This is a genomic window from Bradyrhizobium sp. USDA 327, from assembly GCF_041262065.1.
GTDB lineage: Bacteria > Pseudomonadota > Alphaproteobacteria > Rhizobiales > Xanthobacteraceae > Bradyrhizobium > Bradyrhizobium liaoningense.
Map to the genome: position 1 here is coordinate 8160559 of NZ_JBGCCW010000001.1, position 14733 is coordinate 8175291.

Sequence of the window (14733 nt, forward strand, 5' to 3'; positions counted from 1 at the left end):
AGGGGGGGGCAATTTCGGAATAGTCGCATTACGCCCCCGTTTTGCCTGACGGGTCAAGTGTGAGGCGCATCCCGCCCAGCACTCGGATCATCTCCACGTCGGGGGAAGAGGTGACCCGCGACCAGGTCTGATTTGATCGCCCTCTTGGCGCCCGCCTAAGCCATTGATTTCGCAAACCCCGGCTACTGTGCATGGGGTTGTTTTCGAGCTTTTTGTTGTGGCGAGGCCGGCGCGCCGTCGCGCAACGGTGGTCAGCTCTGGCGAAAGCCCATCCGGAAGGCGCCCCAGTGCTTGCCGCGGATCACGATCGGCGAGGACAGGTCCTTCATCAGCACGAACTGCCCGCCGCCCATGTCGCGGCGGTAGGTCTGCAGCAGGAACGGCTTCGTGCTGCCTGCGACCTTCTTCACCGTGCGGTCGGTGAACAGGCGGCGGTTGCGGCAATTGGCGTTGTTCCAGACCGGGTCCTTGCCTTGCGGGAGGCGGTAGTTCGGATTGTGGGTCGGCAGATAGCCGCTCCTTGCCCAGGCGACGCAGTAGACGATGCGCGGATCCGATTTCTGGATCGGGTCCTGGATCGCGGGCAGCACGCGATCGGTGAATTCGACGTAGTCGGTGAGGTGCTGTCTTGGATCGGTGCCGGGGATCTCCCGGTAGTTCTCGTCCATGAGCTGGTCGAGCGTGATCTCGCCGCGGTCGATCGCAGCCTCGAACTCCGCCGAAATCCGTTTCGCGGTGTTGACGACAACACGGATCAGCGGCGTGTCCGACGTCTCCACGCCGCTGTCGGCGATCAGCGCGATCAGGCCTTCGGAGGCGTCGAGCAGCTTCGCCACGCGCTCGTCGGCGTTCTTGAGATCGCGCGAGGACAGGTCGACGCCCTTGGCGAGCTCGTCGAGCTCGCTGATGACGGTGTCGCAATGTCCGAGGTTGGAGGTCGCCGCGCGCGTGACGCTGCCGATCTCCGCTTCCACGGAGGCAAAGCCCTGCTGGACCCGTGAGATGATGCCGGAGATCTGCTGGGCGCCTTCGCCGGCGGTCTTGGCGCGCTGCGAGGCGTCGCTGCTCTCGCCGATCAGGCCTTCGATCTGGCCGTCGAGATCGCGCACGGTGTCGGAGATCTCATGCGTGGCCTGGCGGGTGGCTTCCGCGAGGTTCTTGACCTCGCTCGCGACCACCGCGAAGCCGCGGCCGGCATTGCCGGCGCGTGCCGCTTCGATGGTTGCGTTCAGCGCCAGCAGATTGGTCTGCTTCGCGATCGCCTCGATCGAGCCGGAGACCTTCGCCACCTGCGCCAGCGCCGAGCCGACGGCGCTCAGGCGCGCCTCGATCCGCTCCACGGCTGCGACGAGCTCCGAGATATGGCTGACCGCGGCGTCGACGGCGCTGCGCGATTGCGCGATCTCGCCGACCGCCGCGGACGTCGTCGTTTGCACGGCCTGCGATGCGTTGGCGATGTCGTGGTTGGCCGACACCATCGTCTCGGCCGTCTTCTGCAGGTGGTGGAACCGTTCCGACTGGCTCGCGACGCGGCTTGCGACCTCCTGGACGTTGCCGGCGATGTCGGCGAGTTCCACGCCGAGGCCGCCGATGCGGTCGGCGAGCTGGTCGATCAGCCGCTCGGCGAGGGTGCGGTTGGAGCCGGTGTCCATGACGGCAAGTTGTGCGACGGACATGTTCGATGAGTCCTCCAGTCAGAGCCGTTCACGGCTCACGGCGGCATTCCCATTCCAAATTCGATCTTAAAGGATGATTCGCCGGCGCCGTCTTGCCTGAGCGTGCATTACAGCTTGTAGGCCGTGCGAAATCCGCCCCAGTGCCGGCCCTGCACGCGGATCGGGACGTCGATCTCGCGCATCATCACCGTGTTGCCGTTGCCCATGTCCCGCGCATAGCTCTGGACCAGGTACGAGCGCAGGTTGCGCGCGGCGGCGAGCCCCGCCGGATCGTTGAACATCCGCCGGTTGCGGCTGTTGGCCGTGTTCCAGGCGACGTCGCCCGGCCGCTGCGGATGCGAATAGATCTTGTTGTGCACCGGCAGGAAGCCGTTGCGGTCGACCATGGCGCAGAACGCCATCCGCGGCTCCCTCGCCAGAAAGGCTTCCTGGAACGGCGGCAGGGCGCGGTCGGCCCAGTCCAGATATTTCGTGCGATATTGCTGCGGATTGGTGCCCGCAATTTCTGCGTAGTCCGTGTCGAACAGATCCTCGATCCTGACCTCGCCGCGTGCAACCGCCTGCTCGAATATCTTCGTCAGCGCATTGCCGGCCTCCATGGCACGGGTGACCAGCTCCGTGTTCTCCTCGTGGATCGACCAGAGCTTGTCCTCGATCTTCTCGTTGAACGCGGCATTGGCATTGACGAATTGCGCGCGGGCGCCGGCCTTGGTTTGCTCGACCACGCGCAGGCGGCAGGCGCCGATGTCCTCGAGGGTGCCTTCGATCATCGCTTGCGGCGCAAGCCTGCCTGCATCCGCGCCGCCGATCAGCACGCCATCCATCGCGATTTCATAGACCGGCATCACCCCGCGCGTGGTTTCGAACTTGAGATGGCAGGGCAGCCGCTCGGTCTTGCGGCGGTCGTCGTGCTCGCTCTGGCCGAGCAGCACGGCGCAGCGCGATTTCAGCTTTTGAGCAAAAGTGGTGACGGCCTTGCCGGCGCTGGCGACGCTCTTGCCATGGGTCTCGGCCGCCTTGGTCGCGGCATCGATCTCGGCCGCGCTCTCGCCGACCGAGACGATGAACTCCGAAGCGCTCGCGGCATTTCCGGAGACTTGGCTGGTCGTGGCGTTCTGCTCGGCGACCGCGCCGTTGACGGTGTCGAAGACCGGGCGGATCGCCTCGATCGCCTGCGAAATGCGGTGCACCGCGTCAGCGGAGCCGGCGGCGTCGCGCTGGAGCGCGTCGATCTTCCGTGTGATCTCTTCCGTCGCGCCCTGGGTCTGCACCGCGAGCGCCTTGACCTCGGTGGCGACGACGGCAAAGCCTCTGCCCGCATCGCCGGCGCGTGCGGCCTCGATGGTCGAGTTGAGCGCGAGCAGCGTCGTCTGCCGCGCGATCTGCGCGATCAGATTGACGACATTGCCGATGGCGGCGGAGGATTCGCGCAGGCGCTCGACATTGGCGCGGGCTTCCTGCGCCGCGGCGCTGGCCTCGTCGGCGAGCTTGCCGGCATTGCGGACCTGCGCGCCGATTCCTTGCGCGGACTGGGTGAACTTGTCGGCGGCATGGGCGAAGGTGGAGGCGGTCGACTGCGCCGCGTTGGTCCGGCCGGTCAGGGCGTCGGTGCGGTCGCGAATGGCGGCAAGCGTCGCGGCGGTCGCCTCGGCGCCTCCGGCCACCGAATTGGCGGCGCGCTCGAGCTGGCGGATCATCGCGCCGAGCTCGAGTTCCAGCAGTTCCAGGATTTCCCGGGCCGAATCACTTTCGGCGGCCGGGGCGGGCGCGGAATGGGCCGCCGGCTGCGGAGCCTTGAGGGCTGTCGCAGGCGCAGCCTGGTCCGGCAGACGCTTCCGAAATAATCCGAACGCCATCGGGCCCCTCTTGTCGGAGAACGGTCGGGCGCTATTTTCGCAGCCCGGAATGAAATCAGGGTTAACGGTGCCTGACCTCTAGGCACGGGCCAGTACGGTGTTACCTTAAAGTCGTAGAGCCTCTTTCATTCCGGTGGGTTGGCGGCCTATAAGGCCGCGCTTCCCACGCTCACCTTGGCGCACGATTCCTTAACGAGACCACGCATGGCCGGACATTCCCAATTCAAGAACATCATGCACCGCAAGGGGCGGCAGGATGCCCAGAAGTCGAAGCTGTTCGGCAAGCTGGCGCGGGAAATCACCGTCGCCGCCAAGCTGGGGACGCCTGATCCGGCCATGAACCCGCGCCTGCGCGCCGCCGTGATCGCCGCGCGCCAGGAGAACATGCCGAAGGACAATATCGAACGCGCCATCAAGAAGGCGCTCGGCAGCGACGGCGAGAACTATGACGAGATCCGCTACGAGGGCTATGGCCCGGGCGGCGTCGCCGTCATCGTCGAGGCGCTGACCGACAACCGCAACCGCGCCGCTTCCGACATCCGCTCCTTCTTCACCAAGTCCGGCGGCAATCTAGGCGAAACCGGCTCGGTGTCGTTCATGTTCGACCGCACGGGCGTCATCGAATATGACCGCAGCGTCGCCTCCGACGACGCCATGCTGGATGCCGCGATCGAGGCCGGTGCCGACGACGTGGTCTCGGGCGAGAACGGCCACGAGATCTACGCCTCGACCGAAGGCTATCGCGACGTCGCCAAGGCGCTGGAAGCCAAGTTCGGCGAGCCGCGCAAGGCCGCGCTGATCTGGAAGCCGCAGAACACGGTCGCGGTCGATGACGAGACCGCCGAGAAGCTCTTCAAGCTGATGGATTTGCTCAACGAGCACGACGACGTCCAGAACGTCTACGCCAACTTCGAGGTGTCCGACGCGCTGATGGCGAAGATGGGCGGCTGAAGCCGGTAGCCCCGCATTCTGCTGTCGTCGCCCGGCTTGACCGGGCGACCCAGTATTCCAGAGACGTCAGAGGGATGCGGACAAGCCGCGGCGTACTGGATACCCCGCTTTCGCGGGGTATGACGGCGTGCCTTTGTTGCGAGCAGCGCCCGCCCACTTCCCCTGTTACTTCCGTTCTGTTTCTGTTTCCCCCGCGGCGGCCAGCCGCTATCACTGGCCCATGACTGCGCTCCCGATTCGTGGCCCCGTTCGCATCATCGGCATCGACCCCGGCCTGCGCCGCACCGGCTGGGGCGTGATCGAGGCCGAGGGCAACCGGCTGATCTACGTGGCCTGCGGTTCGGTGGAGCCGCCGGACGATTTGCCGCTGTCGAGCCGCCTGCTCGCGATCCATGAGGGGCTCGCGGCCGTTCTCTCCGACCACCAGCCGATGGAAGCCGCGGTCGAGCAGACCTTTGTGAACAAGGACGGCGTTGCCACGCTGAAGCTCGGCCAGGCCCGCGGCGTCGCCATGCTGGCGCCCGCAATGTTCGGCATCTCTGTCGCCGAATACGCGCCGAACCAGGTCAAGAAGACGGTGGTCGGCGCCGGTCACGCCGACAAGCAACAGATCGCGATGATGCTGAAGATACTGCTGCCGAAAGCCGAGCCCCCGTCCGCGGACGCCGCCGACGCGCTCGCCATCGCCATCACCCACGCCCATCACCGCCAGAGCGCGGCGCTCCGGCTGAAGGTGGTGGGGATATGATCGGTCGTTCCCTGTCACCGCCGTCATGCCCGGACTTGTTCCGGGTATCCACGTTCTTTCTTGCCGGGGGCAAAGACGTGGATGGCCGGGTCAAGCCCGGCCATGACGAAAGAGAAGCGTGTGTCGCGACCGGGGACCTGAGATGATCGGCAAGCTCAAGGGCCTGATCGATTCCTACGGCGAGGATTTCGTCATCCTCGACGTCGGCGGTGTCGGCTATCAGGTGCATTGCTCGTCGCGCACCTTGCAGCATCTGCCGTCGCCGGGCGAAGCGGCCGTGCTGTCGATCGAGACCTACGTCCGCGAGGACCAGATAAAACTGTTCGGCTTCCGCACCGATCAGGAGCGCGAATGGTTTCGCCTGCTCCAGACCGTGCAGGGCGTCGGCGCCAAGGTTGCGCTCGCCGTGCTCGGCACGCTCGCGCCGGCCGATCTCGCCAATGCCATTGCGCTGCGCGACAAGGCGGCGGTGGCGCGCACGCCCGGCGTCGGCCCCAAAGTCGCCGAGCGCATCGTCACCGAGTTGAAGGACAAGGCGCCGGCCTTCGCCAATGTCGATCCGGCGGTCGTGCATCTCGCCGGCGCCGTCGACGACCAGCGCGCGCCGCGGCCCGTGGCGGATGCGATCTCCGCACTGGTCAATCTCGGCTACGGCCAGCCGCAGGCGGCTGCGGCGATCGCGTCGGCCTCGCGTAGTGCGGGCGAGAATGCCGAGACCGCGCAGCTCATTCGACTGGGCCTCAAGGAGCTCGCGAAGTGAGCGCGTCAATGGTCAATCTCGTAGGGTGGGCAAAGCGAAGCGTGCCCACCATCTTTCGAATGATCGGAGACATGGTGGGCACGGCGCCTAGGGCGCCTTTGCCCACCCTACGAGGAGTTCGCTGAGTGAGCGATCCCAAGGCCAACCGCATGGTTTCGCCCGAGCGCCGCAGCGATGATGTGGGCGACACCGCGCTGCGTCCGCAATCGCTGTCCGATTTCGTCGGACAGCAGCAGGCGCGCAAGAACCTCTCGATCTTCATCGAGGCGGCGCGCAAGCGTGGCGAGGCGCTGGATCACGTGCTGTTCGTCGGTCCACCCGGCCTTGGCAAGACCACGCTGGCGCAGATCGTGGCCAAGGAGCTCGGCGTCGGTTTCCGCGCCACCTCGGGGCCGGTGATCGCCAAGGCCGGCGATCTTGCTGCACTCCTCACCAATCTCGAAGAGCGCGACGTGCTCTTCATCGACGAGATCCATCGCCTCAGCCCCGCGGTGGAGGAGGTGCTCTATCCGGCGATGGAGGACTTTCAACTCGACCTCATCATCGGCGAAGGCCCGGCGGCGCGTTCGGTGAAGATCGAGCTGTCGAAATTCACGCTTGTCGGCGCCACCACACGCGCAGGCCTTCTCACCAATCCCTTGCGCGACCGCTTCGGCATTCCGGTGCGGCTGAATTTCTACACGATCGAGGAGTTGGAGAGTATCGTCAGCCGCGGTGCGCGCGTGCTCAATGTCGGCATGAGCGCGGACGGCGCCAACGAGATCGCGCGCCGCGCCCGTGGCACGCCACGCATCGCCGGGCGGCTGCTGCGGCGCGTGCGCGATTTCGCCTCGGCGGCCGATGCCGCCACGATCGACCGCAAGATCGCCGACCACGCGCTGAGCGCGCTCGAAGTCGACGCCGCTGGGCTCGATGCCATGGACCGCCGCTATCTCTCGACCATCGCGCTCAACTATGGTGGCGGTCCGGTCGGTGTCGAGACGATGGCCGCCGCGCTGTCCGAGCCGCGCGATGCGATCGAGGACATCATCGAGCCCTATCTGATCCAGTGCGGCTATCTCCAGCGCACTCCGCGCGGCCGGCTGCTCACGTCGCATGCCTTCCGCCATCTGGGTCTCGCCGAGCCCAATCGCGATCCGGCCCAGTTCGGCCTGTTCGGCACCGAGCCGTCCGAGGACGACTGACTGCCGCAACCGGTGAACCCGCCGGTTCAATCCCATCACTAATCCGATGCGCGGCGCACGGCATCGCCGCTCTCGCACACGGATTGGAGTGGGAAGAATGGGGCTGACGGATGACGCTGGATTGCTCGAGGTCATCGCGGCTGCGCCGCAGCTGCAGACGCCTGATGAGACCGAGGCGTTCCTGGACCCGATGCCGCTCGGTGAGCTGGCGTCGATGTGGTGCGCGCTTCAACGCGTCAGCCGGCGAGACCAGGTCGGCAGCATCTGGGCCTTGAAACTCTATTTCGATCGTCTGCCGCACCGCCGGCCGCAACAGGCGCTCGATCTCGTGCTGGAAGTGCTCAAGTCCGAGGCCGACAAGCCGACCGTGATGCAGCTCAACGACAAGTTCCTGCTGTCGCTGCTCTACGCACACGGCGAGGAGGTGATAGCGCGCATCGAGCACGAAGCCGGGCACAATAACCGGTTGCGCTGGCTGCTCGGTGGCGTGCATGTCGATCCCGACAACCCCTTGATGTCGCGTATTGCAGGACTTGCCGACAGCAAAGCCTGGCAGGCCGATCGTCTGGCGCAGCGCACGCCGCGCGAGCCGCTCGATTTCGCCAACATGTCGACCGCCAGGCTCGCGCGCGCCTGGGTCGAGCAATATTCCAAATCGGAGCGCGACCAGGACGACAATCTGTTCGCGATCATGGATTTCGAGCGAGACCTGCGCGAGGACGATCCCGACCGAATGATCGACCTGATCCTGGAGATCCTGAAGATCGAAGCCAATCCGGTGTTGCTGTCGCTGCTGGCCGCAGGTCCCCTCGAAGATGTGATCAGCGCCGGCACGATCGACCGCATCGAGCGTGAGGCGCGTGTCAATGAACGTTTTCGCGATCTGCTTGGCGGTGTCTGGTACTACCGGGCGTCGGACGAATTGAAGACGCGGCTGGATGCACTGGTCGGCGAGAGCCGCTGGTGATGCCTGTGCAGGCGTCTGCACGCGGATGCAGACGATCTGCACGAGCGCATCCCAATTCCGCTTCAATCGCATCGCATCGAGGAGCTGTATCGGAAACGAGCTTCCATGATCACGCGCCGTCATCTCATCCGTTCCATCGGCGGCCTGTCCGCCCTCGGCGTCTCGACCGCCGCCTATGGCGTCGGCGTCGAGCCGATGCTGCGGCTCCGCGTCACCCGCTATCATCCGGCGCCGCGGCAATGGCCGGCGGATCTTCCGTTGAAGATCGCCGTCATCGCCGACCTGCACGCCTGCGATCCCTGGATGCCGCTCGACCGGGTCGCGGCCATCGTCGACCGCACCAACGCGCTGAACGCCGACCTCATCGTGCTGCTCGGCGATTATGTCGCCGGCCTGCATCAGGTCACGCGCATCATTCCGTGCAGCGAATGGGCACGCGTGCTGGCCGGCCTCAAGGCGCCGCTCGGGGTCCACGCCGTCATGGGCAACCACGATTATTGGGATGACAGGACGGTGCAGCGGGCCGGGCAGGGGGTGACCGTCGCGCACCGCGCGCTGGAAGCGGCCGGCATCCCCGTCTACGAGAACGACGTCGTGCGCCTCACCAAGGACGGTCGCCCATTCTGGCTCGCCGGTCTTGGCGATCAACTCGCGTTCCTGCCGGCGCGCCGGTTTCGCGGCATGGCGCGGTTCGGCGCCGACGATCTCAGCGCGACGCTCGCCAAGGTCACGGACGATGCGCCCATCATCCTGCTCGCGCATGAGCCCAACATCGCGCCGCGCGTGCCGGCGCGTGTCGCGCTGCAACTGTCCGGCCACACCCATGGCGGCCAGGTCCGCCTGCTCGGCTGGTCCCCCGCAGTGCCGCCGCAGCATGGCGTCCGCCTCGCCTATGGTCATGTCAGGCTGAAATGCGACGTCATCATCTCCGGTGGCCTCGGGTGCAGCATCATGCCGCTGCGCGTCGGCGTGCCGCCGGAGGTCGTCGAGGTGAGGCTGGGGCAGACCGCGCCGGTTGTGTCCTAACACGCTTGCGCGGACCGCGGTTTTTGCGCAAAACGGGCCGACAGCGACAAGCGAAGAGGCTCACGACGTGACTGCCCATCTGGACGGCGAGATCCGCGACGGCCGCCACCACATGCAGGTCCGCGTCTATTACGAGGACACGGATTTCTCTGACTTGACGTTATCATAGTAGACGAACGCACTGATCTCTCTCGTCTTGCGTCGATTTTCGGGGAAAAGATTCATGCTAGAAAGGGAAGCGCTGTTCAGGTACGGAGTATATTCGTAGGGCATCCGCTTGCGAACCGGATGCACCACGATGCTGTCGATCAAGTTGCGAAAGGCGACGCGGGTTTCGATGGCCTTCGGATTAATCCTCAGCGCGGTGACCAGTCTCTTGGCCTCCGAATGATATCGGTCACCGAACTTTGGATGGTCGAACGGGATCACGTTTTCGCTGCCACTACCCAGCAGCCGCAAGCGCTCCTTAACGGTTTCCCGTTCCACATCGCACTCATCGATCCGCTTGAGCAACTCATCCGGCTTGCGACGGCTGTTTGCGATGGCATATGACAAGCGTTCGATCTCAGTGGTCAACGTACGGAGTCTACGCTCTAAATTTGCGTGTTCGCTGTTCTTTTTCCGATCGTTCTTACGCTCCTCCTTCCAAGCACGCATCGCCTCTTCAATCGCTTTGGGCGAAAGCAATTTTAATTCCATTTTGCTTGAGACATCCTCAAGTAGCACGTCCATGTCAAAGCTCCGAGTGTGCTCACACGTGCCTCGTTGATGCGCATTGGCGCATGCGGCGCGCGGAGCGCCATTCCTGGAGGATTGAGCGATTCGCATATTCCCGTTGCAGACACCACACCGGAGGACCCCAGCAAGTGGGTGCTCATTATTGCGCGGGATCACAGGACGGCGCCGCGGCTTGCCCGTCGGTCCGAACATATGGATGGCGCGGCCGCTGCGAACCTTCTGCGCCCTGTCCCAAAGCACTTGCGGAACAATCCGCAACTCGGGCTTCTTGACAATGATGTGCCGGTCGTCCGGATTGCGGCGTTTCTGTTTCTTCTGCGTTTCCGGGTTCAGAATTGTTGATCGAACGTTCCAATGTATTTCGCCGATATACAGCTCGTTGCCGATAATGCCGCGACCGTGGCGACCGCCAGTTATGCACTGATGATTCCAGGTCGTGCGACCAGCCTTGTTCTTGTGACGGGTGGCGCCAGGCGAGGGCAAGCCTTGGCGCGTGAGATCGGCCGCAATATCTCGGGTTGAACGCCCCGATACATATTCGGTGAAGATGCGGACCACGATCTTCGCTTCGTTCTCATCGATCACGCGCTCACCGGGCGCGCCCGGCCTTGGCCGGTAACCGTAAGCGTATGAGCCAGGAATTCTTCCACTAGCGACAGCATTATCATGGCCACGCCGAACCTTGTCGGCGAGCTGCGGCTTATAAATCGTGTTGTAGAGACTTGCGATGCTGATGTCGGTGGCAGTCGCGTAAACGCCTTTCTGATCCATCAGCTCAACGCCATTGAACTCGAAAACTTGCTTGAGACGCTGGATGGTTGCGGGATCGCGCGACAGGCGATCGAAATGCTCAACGATCACAACATCAAAATCATGGTTTCGCACGCCATTGAGCAATTGCTGATAGCCGTCCCTCGCATTTTCGGTTAGGCCAGACTTCGCGGCATCAACAAATGCACCGATGACATCTAGGTCGTTGCGTGCCGCGATCTTCCGGCAGAGCAATAGCTGACCGTCAATCGAGGTCGCCTTTTGCATGTCGCTCGAATAGCGGGCGTATAACACGGCCCTCTTTTTTATTGGCCTCGTCATCATGCCCTTCCTCCTTTTGGCTGCTCCAAACCGTCGTTTTCGTCTCGTGCAATCTGCCGTCCGATGGCGCGCGCCAGCTCAAGCCAAACTTCCTCATTGTCAGGATTATCCCAACCCTGAGGGTGGGAAGGATCAAGCGGTCGGATGATCGCCTTCTGCCTCCGAGGCGATCGGATTCGAGTACGCATATGGACCGACCGGCAAACGTTAACGTAAATTGTCGCCCAGCGCGATAGCTGGGCTGTGATCACTTGCGGCGCCTGCTTCTGTTATTCGGAGCGTCGATCGCGCCGGCAGACACCCCCCGCTGATTTCACAATTTTCGTCGGCGTGGTGTTCAGGTTCAGATCGTCCTTCAACCACATCTTTCGTCAGCCTTGGCCGTGCGCCGACAGAAATCACAGAAGGTCCACACTTGACGTTTGCCTCTGGAGTGCTCACGGAAGTCTCGATCTGAGTAATTGTGGGTCCAATCATGTTGACCGCTGCAGCGGTTAATGAAAATGAGAGTTTTCTGGTGTCGCGGTGCTCCACATCGGGCGTTAGCGCATTCCTGCGATACCGGTCGTAGGCGAGAGAATTCTTGCCAAACAAGGCGGAGTAAAAAAACTTGCGCCTGACGGCGACGAAAGTCCGATGCCCGTGTCCATATTTAGCGGTGCAGTTATCCGCTCCGTCTGATGCCAGCGGTTGCCGCAGACGAGACGGCTTCATTGATCAGTGAAATCCGGCGGTCGGCCGACAAATCGTGGCGCACGACGCTAGATGCGGTTGTCCTGATCTGAGTATACGCACGGAGGAATTGCTGAGACGCCGCCTGTTTTAGCCACTACCTTCGACGCTTGGGGAGATATGGAAGACCACAAGGGAGGCCTTCTTCGGCCGGTGCCGCAAAATGCGGTGGAGTCTGAAAAGACAATCTTTTTGCAGGAGCCCATCCAATCGCGAAAATTTTCCACGAACCGGCCTCGCAAGCGCTGATCTTCACCGTGGAAACGCGTCTGATGGGCGATGCGGCGGCTTGTTGCTCCCGGTGGATTGCGTTGCTTCAATCCTTGTCGTCTCCGAGGAAGCGCAGGTCAGCAGATAATCGTTCGCCGCCTTCTGATCGTCGCCCGAACCAAGGAGCCGATTGGCCGCCGGCAGGGCACTCACAGCGGTGAGCGAGTAAGCAGTACCTGCTCTCCATTGTCCCCCACGTCCTCTATACAAGCCTTATTGCCGGCCTGGTCGGCGTGTTCTACTGGGGTCTCCCCGGACTCTGACACCATTGATTGGTGTGCTGTTCCCGGAAGTGGTGCGAGTGACTGTCTTCGTCGCCTCCGCCATCACGGGCGTCCTGACGCTGCGAGTTGAACCGACTAACGGGTAGTGTCTCAGTTTGAAATTTAGCGAGACTTTGTCGGGGGGCGCGGATGAAAAAGAGGAACTTTCTCAGTGACCGTCAATCTCGCGCATGAGCAGGTAGCGCCGTAGCACTGCCGCCGCCTCCTGCTCTGAGACTCCGCTCGTTTGCTTGCTGGGCTGGCCGTCGATGATCGGCGAGTAGGCTGCCGCCTGCCTGACCGCGTGAAGGTAGAGCTGGCTCCGGAAATCTGGACAGGGCGGTAAGTGGAGTTTCTGCCTGACGGCGGGCAAGATTGTCCCGCGAATCAGGAGAGACGATGAGCAGACGAGCCCGCCGGCAACACGCACCGGCATTCAAGGCCAAGGTGGCGTTAGCGGCGATCAAGGGCGAGATGACGCTGGCCCAGCTGGCTGAGCATTTCGACGTGCACCCGAACCAGATCACGCAGTGGAAGTCCCAGCTTCAGGAGGCGGCGGCCGAGGTGTTTGGTCCTGGCGGTGGCAACAGAGCGAGCGAGTCCGCGGTAGACGTGAAAACGCTGCACGCCAAGATCGGGGAGCTGACGCTTGAGAACGATTTTTTAGAAGGCGCGCTCAGCAAAGCCGGCCTGCTGAGCGCAAAGCGATGATCGACCGTGAGCACGACCTGCCGATCACCAAACAGGCGGAAGTTTTGAAGATCAGCCGTGGCAGTATCTATTATCTACCACGTCCGGTGTCGCCCGCCGACCTCGCGATCATGCAGCGGCTTGACCGGCTGCACCTGGAGTTTCCTTTCGCCGGTTCGCGAATGTTGCGAGACCTGCTGGCTGCCGAGGGGTGCAAGATCGGCCGCCGGCATGTCAAAACGCTGATGCGGCGGATGGGGATAGAGGCGCTCTATCGCCGGCCGCGTACCACCAAGCCCGAACCCGGGCACAAGATCTATCCGTATCTGCTGCGCGGGATGGAGATCACAGGCCCGAACCAGGTCTGGGCGATGGACATCACCTACATCCCGATGGCGCGCGGCTTCGTCTATCTCGCGGTGGTGCTGGACTGGTTCAGCCGCCGGGTGCTGTCGTGGCGCGTCTCGATCACTATGGAAGCCGCATTCTGCGTCGAGACGCTGGAGGACGCTCTCGCTCGCCATGGCAAGCCGGACATCTTCAATACCGACCAAGGCTCGCAGTTCACGGGCGCCGCGTTCACCGGCATGCTCGCCAGTCATGGCATCGCCATCAGCATGGACGGTCGGGGCGCCTGGCGCGACAACGTGTTCGTCGAGCGTCTGTGGCGCAGCATCAAATACGAAGAGGTCTATCTGCGCGCCTACGACACCGTGTCCGACGCCCGCGCCTCGATCGGCCGATACCTCGCCTTTTACAATGGCCGGCGTCCCCACTCGAGCCTTGACGGCGGCACCCCCGATCAAGCTTACTTCAGCCCGCTGCCGTTCCGCGCGGCAGCCTAACTCTGGCAGAAACTCCACTTATCGACGCGGAATTGCTGTTCAGATAACCGGGGCCAGCTCTGTCTGATAGTTCACCACCTTATCTCTCAGTCGTTGCCTGTCCCGCGCCATCGCGGCTGCTCTTTCAGGTGACGTCGCCCACTTGCGCGCCTCAGCAGGCCGGCCACTTGCAAGCGGACCAGCAGCCGTTATCGCGCGCCGTTGGAGTGCCTTGTGCGTTCAGGCCATCATCCCTGCCTACGCCGGCTGCCCTTAGACTTTGATCGCGGGGGCGACATATCAACCGGTGCAGCCGCAGCGCAGCCTCCTCAGACCGTTTCGCGAAGAGATGCTCTGGCGCGTGGGACCTTCGAAAGATAAACCGAGGCGAGGCCGTGAAGTCTCCGCTAGCCCTGCGGGACCAATTCTCTGCCATTCTAGACCGGATAGGTGCATCATGAACGCAGTGACGGTGGGCTTTGGGGCGCAGACCGCGACCACGACGCTGCAAAGGTTTGTCCGCTTTGTGCGCGGCTCCGGTAGCCTGAGCGTGGCCGACAAAGTCTATTCCATCGCCGGATTTTTGACGATCGTCACAATGTTTCTGTTGGTGATGTCGGTCCAATGCGTGCGCCTGCAGACGAACTATCGGCACATGCAGATCGATTCGGCGTCGGCTGCCGTCAATATCGGGCGCGTCAACGCCCTGATCTACGCGATCGTGATGGAGTCGCGCGGGATCTACATGTCCACCGAACCGGCGAAAGTAAAGCAATTCGCGGACGAGTTGGTCAAGTGCAGCGGCGAGCTCACGGCGGTGATGATGCGCTGGGGGCAGACTGTCCATCCCGACGATCTCGAGCAATTCGAGGCGTTCAAACAGCGAGTGATGCAGTTCATCGACTTTCGGCTGGAACTGGTGCGGCGGGGGCTCGAGATCAGTCCGGCCGCGGCTC

The 14733-nt window shown here is 63.3% G+C and carries 10 protein-coding genes and 1 pseudogene; 8 read left to right on the top strand and 3 right to left on the bottom strand.

The genetic code is table 11. From position 1 onward, the window contains the following. Window positions 1–251: 251 nt before the first annotated feature. Complete coding sequence (locus tag ABIA42_RS38475) at window positions 252–1676, bottom strand: methyl-accepting chemotaxis protein (RefSeq protein WP_370115833.1); 1425 nt, start codon at window positions 1674–1676, stop codon at window positions 252–254. Between the two features lie 107 nt (window positions 1677–1783). Further along, on the bottom strand, window positions 1784–3532 hold the full coding sequence (locus ABIA42_RS38480) for a methyl-accepting chemotaxis protein (RefSeq protein ID WP_370115832.1): 1749 nt from the start codon (window positions 3530–3532) through the stop codon (window positions 1784–1786). 204 nt (window positions 3533–3736) lie between these two features. Between ABIA42_RS38480 and ABIA42_RS38485 the strand changes: the two genes are divergently transcribed. The 6 genes from ABIA42_RS38485 (at window position 3737) to ABIA42_RS38510 (ending at window position 9168) form a co-directional block, all read left to right on the top strand. Then, window positions 3737–4483: a YebC/PmpR family DNA-binding transcriptional regulator gene (locus ABIA42_RS38485; protein WP_370115831.1), complete on the top strand. Its 747-nt coding sequence runs from the start codon at window positions 3737–3739 to the stop codon at window positions 4481–4483. Between the two features lie 220 nt (window positions 4484–4703). Next, window positions 4704–5231 (top strand): crossover junction endodeoxyribonuclease RuvC, encoded by a 528-nt coding sequence (gene ruvC / locus ABIA42_RS38490; protein ID WP_370115829.1) that lies wholly within the window; start codon window positions 4704–4706, stop codon window positions 5229–5231. A 142-nt stretch (window positions 5232–5373) separates the two neighbouring features. Next, window positions 5374–5991: a Holliday junction branch migration protein RuvA gene (gene ruvA / locus ABIA42_RS38495; RefSeq protein WP_131871891.1), complete on the top strand. Its 618-nt coding sequence runs from the start codon at window positions 5374–5376 to the stop codon at window positions 5989–5991. Window positions 5992–6140: 149 nt separating this feature from the next. Next, the gene (gene ruvB / locus ABIA42_RS38500; RefSeq protein WP_370123680.1) at window positions 6141–7175 is read left to right on the top strand and encodes a Holliday junction branch migration DNA helicase RuvB; all 1035 of its coding nucleotides are present in this window, start codon (window positions 6141–6143) and stop codon (window positions 7173–7175) included. A 97-nt stretch (window positions 7176–7272) separates the two neighbouring features. After that, a complete protein-coding gene (locus tag ABIA42_RS38505) occupies window positions 7273–8142 on the top strand; it encodes a DUF6869 domain-containing protein (RefSeq protein ID WP_370115828.1) in 870 nt (289 codons plus the stop codon). A gap of 105 nt (window positions 8143–8247) precedes the next feature. Further along, entirely contained in the window at window positions 8248–9168 is a 921-nt protein-coding gene (locus ABIA42_RS38510) for a metallophosphoesterase (RefSeq protein WP_370115827.1), read from the top strand. Window positions 9169–9297: 129 nt separating this feature from the next. On the opposite strand, the gene ABIA42_RS38515 is transcribed toward ABIA42_RS38510, so the two are convergent. Next, complete coding sequence (locus ABIA42_RS38515; protein WP_011084356.1) at window positions 9298–11001, bottom strand: recombinase family protein; 1704 nt, start codon at window positions 10999–11001, stop codon at window positions 9298–9300. 1661 nt (window positions 11002–12662) lie between these two features. Between ABIA42_RS38515 and ABIA42_RS38520 the strand changes: the two genes are divergently transcribed. Continuing rightward, window positions 12663–13798 (top strand): IS3-like element ISBj3 family transposase gene (locus tag ABIA42_RS38520; protein ID WP_085973330.1). Its coding sequence is split into 2 segments (ribosomal slippage): window positions 12663–12921 and window positions 12921–13798, totalling 1137 coding nucleotides; the frame shifts between segments, so codons are not numbered across the junction. A gap of 436 nt (window positions 13799–14234) precedes the next feature. Further along, window positions 14235–14733 (top strand): annotated as a pseudogene (locus ABIA42_RS38525) (HAMP domain-containing protein); the annotation flags it as partial.

Coding starts and splice junctions, on each gene's coding strand:
- ABIA42_RS38505 (WP_370115828.1), top strand. CDS start 7,273: ATGGGGCTGACGGATGACGCTGGATTGCTCGAGGTCATCGCGGCTGCG.
- ABIA42_RS38475 (WP_370115833.1), bottom strand. CDS start 1,676: ATGTCCGTCGCACAACTTGCCGTCATGGACACCGGCTCCAACCGCACC.
- ruvC (WP_370115829.1), top strand. CDS start 4,704: ATGACTGCGCTCCCGATTCGTGGCCCCGTTCGCATCATCGGCATCGAC.
- ABIA42_RS38510 (WP_370115827.1), top strand. CDS start 8,248: ATGATCACGCGCCGTCATCTCATCCGTTCCATCGGCGGCCTGTCCGCC.
- ruvA (WP_131871891.1), top strand. CDS start 5,374: ATGATCGGCAAGCTCAAGGGCCTGATCGATTCCTACGGCGAGGATTTC.
- ABIA42_RS38480 (WP_370115832.1), bottom strand. CDS start 3,532: ATGGCGTTCGGATTATTTCGGAAGCGTCTGCCGGACCAGGCTGCGCCT.
- ABIA42_RS38485 (WP_370115831.1), top strand. CDS start 3,737: ATGGCCGGACATTCCCAATTCAAGAACATCATGCACCGCAAGGGGCGG.
- ruvB (WP_370123680.1), top strand. CDS start 6,141: ATGGTTTCGCCCGAGCGCCGCAGCGATGATGTGGGCGACACCGCGCTG.
- ABIA42_RS38515 (WP_011084356.1), bottom strand. CDS start 11,001: ATGATGACGAGGCCAATAAAAAAGAGGGCCGTGTTATACGCCCGCTAT.